This window comes from Burkholderia sp. YIM B11467, assembly GCF_052952715.1.
Genome location: NZ_JBQVSQ010000028.1, coordinates 1 through 6,390 on the forward strand (window position 1 = coordinate 1; position 6,390 = coordinate 6,390).

6 protein-coding genes and 3 pseudogenes are annotated in these 6,390 nt (G+C 55.9%); 6 read left to right on the top strand and 3 right to left on the bottom strand.

Annotated features, from left to right (window positions below; genetic code table 11):
* Window positions 1-363, top strand: a 363-nt coding sequence (locus tag ACTRWB_RS37975; protein WP_446904905.1) for a dicarboxylate/amino acid:cation symporter, incomplete at its 5' end; no start/stop codon positions are given.
* 191 nt (window positions 364-554) lie between these two features.
* Here the strand turns inward: ACTRWB_RS37975 and ACTRWB_RS37980 are convergent.
* Window positions 555-1,049, bottom strand: a complete 495-nt coding sequence (locus ACTRWB_RS37980; RefSeq protein ID WP_155420292.1) for a response regulator — start codon at window positions 1,047-1,049, stop codon at window positions 555-557.
* 374 nt (window positions 1,050-1,423) lie between these two features.
* Here ACTRWB_RS37980 and ACTRWB_RS37985 point away from each other — a divergent pair, with 374 nt between their 5' ends.
* Window positions 1,424-1,747, top strand: a complete 324-nt coding sequence (locus ACTRWB_RS37985; RefSeq protein WP_446904906.1) for a flagellar transcriptional regulator FlhD — start codon at window positions 1,424-1,426, stop codon at window positions 1,745-1,747.
* Complete coding sequence (locus ACTRWB_RS37990; protein ID WP_446904907.1) at window positions 1,744-2,358, top strand: FlhC family transcriptional regulator; 615 nt, start codon at window positions 1,744-1,746, stop codon at window positions 2,356-2,358. Before ACTRWB_RS37985 ends, ACTRWB_RS37990 begins: the two co-directional genes overlap by 4 nt.
* A 301-nt stretch (window positions 2,359-2,659) precedes the next feature.
* On the opposite strand, the gene ACTRWB_RS37995 is transcribed toward ACTRWB_RS37990, so the two are convergent.
* On the bottom strand, window positions 2,660-3,334 hold the full coding sequence (locus tag ACTRWB_RS37995) for a TetR/AcrR family transcriptional regulator (RefSeq protein WP_446904908.1): 675 nt from the start codon (window positions 3,332-3,334) through the stop codon (window positions 2,660-2,662).
* Between the two features lie 672 nt (window positions 3,335-4,006).
* Here ACTRWB_RS37995 and ACTRWB_RS38000 point away from each other — a divergent pair.
* The 3 genes and pseudogenes from ACTRWB_RS38000 to ACTRWB_RS38010 all read left to right on the top strand — a co-directional run.
* Entirely contained in the window at window positions 4,007-4,318 is a 312-nt protein-coding gene (locus tag ACTRWB_RS38000; RefSeq protein ID WP_446904909.1) for an H-NS histone family protein, read from the top strand.
* 102 nt (window positions 4,319-4,420) lie between these two features.
* Window positions 4,421-5,046, top strand: a pseudogene (locus ACTRWB_RS38005) (transposase); the annotation flags it as partial.
* Between the two features lie 72 nt (window positions 5,047-5,118).
* Window positions 5,119-5,359, top strand: a pseudogene (locus ACTRWB_RS38010) (integrase core domain-containing protein); the annotation flags it as partial.
* A gap of 545 nt (window positions 5,360-5,904) precedes the next feature.
* Here the strand turns inward: ACTRWB_RS38010 and ACTRWB_RS38015 are convergent.
* A pseudogene (locus tag ACTRWB_RS38015) lies at window positions 5,905-6,390 on the bottom strand (phenylacetate--CoA ligase); the annotation flags it as partial.

Genomic DNA, 6,390 nt, shown 5'->3' on the forward strand with positions numbered 1-6,390 from the left:
GCGTCGCTGTTCATCGCGCAGGCCTACAACATCCACCTGTCGCTCGGCACGCAGATCACGATGCTGCTGATCCTGATGCTCACGTCGAAGGGGATGGCCGGCGTGCCGCGCGCATCGCTCGTCGTGATCGCGGCGACGCTGCACCAGTTCAACATTCCTGAAGCCGGGCTGCTGCTGATCCTCGGTGTCGATACGTTCCTCGACATGGGCCGTTCGGCCACGAACGCGGTGGGCAACTCGATCGCGAGCGCGGTGGTCGCGAAGTGGGAAGGCGAACTGATGTCGGAAGCCGAAGCCGAGGAGAACGCTGCGTGCCTGGGTGCCGGACTCAAGGTGTCAGCCGAAAGCCACATATACAGGTGATGCGATTCGTCCACAGCGACGGTATCGATGATTTCAGGACCGACACAAGCAGCATCTCGCGAATGATAGCGCGGGATCTCGGTCTGCAGGACAAGTCGAGTCCAAGCGGTGATGTGAGATGGATGTTGCCTGGTGCTCCGGGCACCTACTGATCCTCGAACCGAGCGGGGGCTGGCCGGTAGTAGACGTTGTCAATGACCAGATGTCTCACAAACGCTGCGCGAGTGACACATGAGGGAGACCTGGCGAGATGACGGGTAGCGGACGTCGTCGGGACCCGGTGCCGTCAGCTCGTCAAGCACCAGCGGCGGCACGTGCTGCTCGCCGCTTTGCAGCATCGTGATGGCCGACAATAAAGTATGTGGGTTGGCGGACTTTGGGACATAACCGCGCCCGCAGTGTGCAAATGCTGCGCGGACGTCGTGCGGGTTTTCCGACGAAGAAAGCACGATGATCTGCGATTTCGGGTGGTTCCCGGCAATTGCCGATATCACCTCGAATCCATCAGTTTCGGGCATCTTCAAGTTGAGCACGATGGTATCGAAATCGGCATGCTGGTCAAGCAGCCACATCGCGTCTTCCGCGCCGTTTGCTTGGATGACGGTCAGATTTGCGTCACTCTGGCGAAGGAGCGCCTTCATGCCGTTTCGCAGGACCGGATGATCGTCGGCAATGAGAATTTTCATGGAAAAATTCTGATGTGACTAATGAAATGCTTTAGTTATGCAGAATTGATAAATTATGTAGACGAAAGTCTTAGTATATAAGTCCAATAATGGATTGGTCTAACGTCCCGTTTACATTGGGTTTTAGTTTGCAGAAACTGAACCATGTCAAGGTGTTGTGCACAAAAAGCTTGATCTATCCAAGAAGGAAGCTTGGATACAAAACGATAATCAGAATTCGAGGTGCGCCAAGCTCGGTGGCCGGCGCAACGATCAAGATGGCTAAGGGGTTCATGATTCTGCATCGCGGTAACGAACGGAAGTAACTGTTTATCGGTATGAAAATAATGTTTTGAGTTCATTCAACATATTTTCGTTGGAAATCGAGGTTAATCATGGGCATTGCCAACGTCGGTGACGCAGTATGGGAACTGAACATGTCCTATATGTGGCTTGCGCAGCGATTGCTGCAACAGGACAGGGCGACAGGGATGTTTCGCTTGGGCCTGACGGCGGACACGGCAGATGCGCTGGCCGCTTTGACGATCAAGAATATGATTGATCTGGCGTCATCGGGGCAAGTGATTTGCGTGCTGCGCCCGAGCAAGCGAGGGGTTGTGTCGGCGCTGACTCGTTCGACGCCGTCAGTCAATATAGTAAGCCTACATATCGCGATGGCGTTGGCAACTGGCGCCTCTGGTGGCGAAGAGGCCATATGAATAGCAAGCGTCCGCGATCCGGGCTCGCCTCCGATGCCATGATGTTAATGGAGGCGGTTGCGCTGATCAGGCTAGGGGCGCGGCTCCAGATACTCGAGAGCGAGTTATCGCTGCCGCACGAGCGGCTGGTCCGTCTGTATCACGAAGTACGTGGCGCATCGCCACCGAAAGGAATGCTGCCATTCTCCGCCGACTGGTATATGAGTTGGAAAGCGAACCTGCATGCGTCGTTGTTCTACGGCATTTTCCGTTTCCTTCGGAACGAGGCGGATTGTGGGCGGCTCGAGGCACTCGTGAAGGGATTCGAGCAGTACTCAGCATGTTGCGACGAAGTCAACAGCCCGTCGGAGCTCGATCTCACGCGTGCATGGACGTTAGTGCGATTCGTCGAAGGCGAGATACTGGGAACTGCAGTGTGCGTGGAGTGTGGCGCTCAGTTCATCACCTATCGGCACGACGTACGTCGCCGGTCGCAATGCATTGCATGCCACCTACCGGTGCGCGCCGGAAAGCGTGTTGGCGATTCGCGCTTACGAGCCGACGAAGACGTTGCTGTTCGCGAAACCGTGACAGAGGCGCGCCGACTGGTCTGGCTTAACGAAAGGGCGTGATCGGCCGTGATGCGGACCGGTGAGCCGGTTGACTCTAGTCGGAGGAAACATTGTGGCGTCGATGAACCCACACTCTCGCTGGCACTCGATGGCCCGGATCCCGGTCGACAAGGGCGCCACGACTTCGCTGTTGAAGACCTCCTGCTACCTGCCGATCGTCATTGAGTTGTGTAGTGGTACGTGGCCACCGGTGTCTGCCTTGGCGAACTGGTCGATAGGTCGACGAGTTTAGCTAATTTGAGTAGTTCATGCAGATGGTGGTTCTGTATATTGGATCGAATCATCAAATTGATAAAGCGAGTCAAGGCATGTTCGCGAGTGCAAGAACTGTCTTCACCGCGTCGTCTTCGAGACCTCTAAGATCTGACGGAAATCGATTGCGTTGAGGGACGAACACCATCAGACCTTCGATCTGGGCAAGAATCAGCTCGGATCGACGGGTGAGCGCGGAGGGGGGTAAGACAGGATTGAGGGTGGCCACAATCTGGCCGATAAGCTCAATCTGAAACATATAAAACTCTTCGACGGTTTGACGTGCGAACACTTCAGATTGCGCCAGCGCAAAGAGATTGACAAAAAACCCCTGGGTCTTTGATTGGGTGTTTTTTGCAATTAACAACCGAACTAACATTTCAAGACGAACCTCGGGGGAAAGTGTTGCGTCAGAGTTAATTTCATCGAAATAAGAAATATATTCGATATAGGTCGTATTGAAAACTTCAATTATAATTTCTTCGCGTGAGGAAAAATAATTCCGTATGTTTGAAAGAGATAGATTTGTTTTTGCGGAAATCTTTCGTAGGCTTAAGTCGCCATACCCTTCGGTAGTGAAAATATCGAATGCATTCGTCAATATCCGAGCGATCGTCAAGCGTCCGCGTTCGGTCGGTGCCCGGGAATCTTCGGCAGGACCCGATAGAGGCGACAACACAGTTTGCTGGTCGACATTGTCGTTCTCTTTGGCCTTTTTTTGCATTTGGCGATCCGTCAACTTCGATGACATTGATGTGGCACGGGAAGCGCCAGAATTGGCGACGACATTTCTGCACCCCTGAGCATATTATGGGTCGACTGACCGAGTTATGGCAAGATAATGAGAGTCATTTTTCTCAAGAATCTGCATCGAGAGGCATGGCGGCGGTAGGGCCGCGTGTTTGCTTGTTCTTGCAAGGAGTTGCGGGCGGATGCGACTGCAGGGCCGTCCACAGGTCCATGATCGCCTGGTCGAGTGCAATTCTTTCGTCAGCTGAATCCGTTTGCTGAGCTAATTGGTACTACGGGGCTTGCCATGCGTGGCTTCCCAAAGTATAAACATTACTGGGTCATGTGACATGGTGTCGTGGGCGTTTGATTCGCCGGTTAGGGGCGGGCGGGGGCTTCGTTGATCATGTGATGCCGGTGACGGCGTACGGCCGCGGCGATGGTCGCAAACGTGACGACGGGAGATGCGATATGCGCGAATCCCAGTGTCGGACCAGACGGAACCGGCAGACACCGCGCAACACCACGCGCCGTTTCATCCGCGGGCGACGTCGATGTGACTTATGGCACCTTCGAGCTCGGATGCATTGAGTGCCAACCGAACGGACTTCGCCGCGGAACGGCAGCTTAACGACTTGAGAGATCTTGGAAATACGGGGTAGTCGTCATGAGTACGTATACTGAGTTAATAAGCCGATTCGATCAACTGAAGCAGGAAATTGAACGGACTCGAGTGCGCGAGAGAGAACGTTATTTGTGCGAGCTGATTAAAGTGCTCGAAGTGAATGGGGTGTCGTTAGACGATCTGATTAGTTACTGGACGACGAAAGTGAAAACTCCCGTCCCGCGGGTCAGGCCGAAGTATTTTGATCCTGTAACGGGCCGGACGTGGGCCGGCCGTGGTCGTGAACCCGCGTGGATTCGCGGCAAGGATCGCAATCAGTTTCTGATCCGACATTTTAACGAACCTGAAAATTAGAATTTGCCATACGGTCACCCAAGAGAATTTCTATGAAACTGGGCCGGCCAGCCTACCGTAGACATCTTCGAGCCATAATTTATGGCCACCGAGGAGGTCAGTCTGAGCGGCAAGCGGTACACCGATGAGTTCAAGATCGAAGCAGTCAAGCAAGTCATCCAGCGAGACCATTCGATAGCAGATGTGGCACAGCGTTTGGGCATTACGACGCATAGTCTGTATGCGTGGTGAACGAAGCTCGATAAGCCGGGTGTCGTGCGGCAGGTGGAATTGGACCAGAGCGCCGAGGTGAGACGACTGAAGGCCGAACTCAAGCGGGTGACTGAGGAGCGCGACATTTTAAAAAGGTCGCGAACTTTGCAAAAGGAATAACGGCAAAGTACGCATTCATGCGGGCGCATATCAACGAGCATTGTCTGCGCACGATGCACCGCGTTCTCGGCGTTCATCGCAGCGGCTATTACGTCTGGCAGCGCCAGTCCGGCACTGTGCGCAAGTGCGAAGATGAACGACTGCTGGGGCTGATCAAGCATCACTGGCTGGCCAGCGGCGGCGTCTACGGTTACCGCAAAGTCACGGTGGATTTGCGTGAATCGGGCGAGACGTGCAGCCGTCACCGCGTGCTCCGGCTGATGCGGATCGAAGGTTTGCGCACCGAGGTTGGCTACGGTAGCAAGCCGCGATATCGCGGTGGTCCGCCCGGCACGGTTGACAACGTATTGACCCGGGATGGCGCGTCTCAAAGTGCGATGCGGAGGACAACCCGTATCGCGACGCGATCGAGTGTGCGCTGTTGAGAAAAAACCTTCGCCGCCGACATCGGCCTGAAGCCATTCACGACGTCGTAACGGCATGGCGGAGCGCGTTGTGAAGACGATGAGGCACGACTAAGCGACCTTCATGTCGAAGCCCGATGCGGCGACGGCCGTACGCAATCTTGCCATCGGCTTCGAGCATTACAACTTACGGCACCCACATAGCGTTTTGAAGTATCGCTCTCCACGTGAGTCCAAGCCAACCGTAGTCTGGGACGGAGTCTGATGCAACCTGATGTGGTACTTCGTCTTCGACTCAGGACTTCGGCCGAAGGAGGACGAAATGGGCCGGTGTTCGTAAATCCAGTTTAGAAATGTACAGGACAACTGTACGTTGCATGTTGGTCACGGCTCGACATGCTTCCTCGGAGTGCGGTCGAATGTCGGGCGCAGCGCCGAGGTACACGGCGCACGGCTGGAGTAAAACGTTCTGGTAGGGGTGCACGCCGTCGTGATGGACGACGCGGTAGTCGGCGATTCTTCCGTCGTGGCGGCATGCGCGTTCGTCAAGTCGGGAATGCAGGTGCCGGCACGCACCTTGGTCGTGGGTGTGCCAGCACGGATCGTCCGAATGTTGACCGACTGGGAACTGCACGCCAGAACCGAAGCGACAAACCGGTACTGCGAACGTGCGGAATCGAGCTTGGCGACAATACACCCAATCTCCCAGGCTGCGCCGTCGCCCCCTCGGAAATATGGAAATACCTAATCCTCAATTGGGCTCGAAGGACGCATAGTCAGACCATTGCTTCGATGGGTGAAGTGAGATGGTTACGCAAAATTGCGGCGATCAATCACTCGCTTCGCTTTGCCGGTAGAGGCTGAAGGGATACCGCCTGCAGCGAGCAGGTGCACTTTTGCGGAAAGGCCGACGATCGACTTGATTCGGTGCTGCAGATCGCGTGCGAGCGCCGCGCGATCGCCGTCGGTGACGGACGCCTCGGCTTCGTAGCGCAACTCGACCGCGAGGTCGAGCCGGTCCATGTGGCCGTCGCGCGACAGCGTGATCTGGAACTGGCCCGACAGCAGCGGCAGCGCGACGACGATCTCCTCGATCTGGCTCGGGAACACGTTCACGCCGCGCACGATCAGCATGTCGTCGGAGCGGCCCGTGATTTTCGCGAGACGGCGCATCGCGCGCGCGGTCGGCGGCAGCAGCGCGGTGAGGTCGCGCGTGCGGTAGCGGATCACCGGCATCGCTTCCTTCGTCAGCGACGTGAACACGAGCTCGCCCTGGCTGCCGTCCGGCAGCACTTC

Bases quoted from the DNA above. Each gene is read 5' to 3' on its own strand.
- ACTRWB_RS37980 (WP_155420292.1), bottom strand. From the start codon at position 1,049: ATGAAAATTCTCATTGCCGACGATCATCCGGTCCTGCGAAACGGCATG.
- ACTRWB_RS37985 (WP_446904906.1), top strand. From the start codon at position 1,424: ATGGGCATTGCCAACGTCGGTGACGCAGTATGGGAACTGAACATGTCC.
- ACTRWB_RS37990 (WP_446904907.1), top strand. From the start codon at position 1,744: ATGAATAGCAAGCGTCCGCGATCCGGGCTCGCCTCCGATGCCATGATG.
- ACTRWB_RS37995 (WP_446904908.1), bottom strand. From the start codon at position 3,334: ATGCAAAAAAAGGCCAAAGAGAACGACAATGTCGACCAGCAAACTGTG.
- ACTRWB_RS38000 (WP_446904909.1), top strand. From the start codon at position 4,007: ATGAGTACGTATACTGAGTTAATAAGCCGATTCGATCAACTGAAGCAG.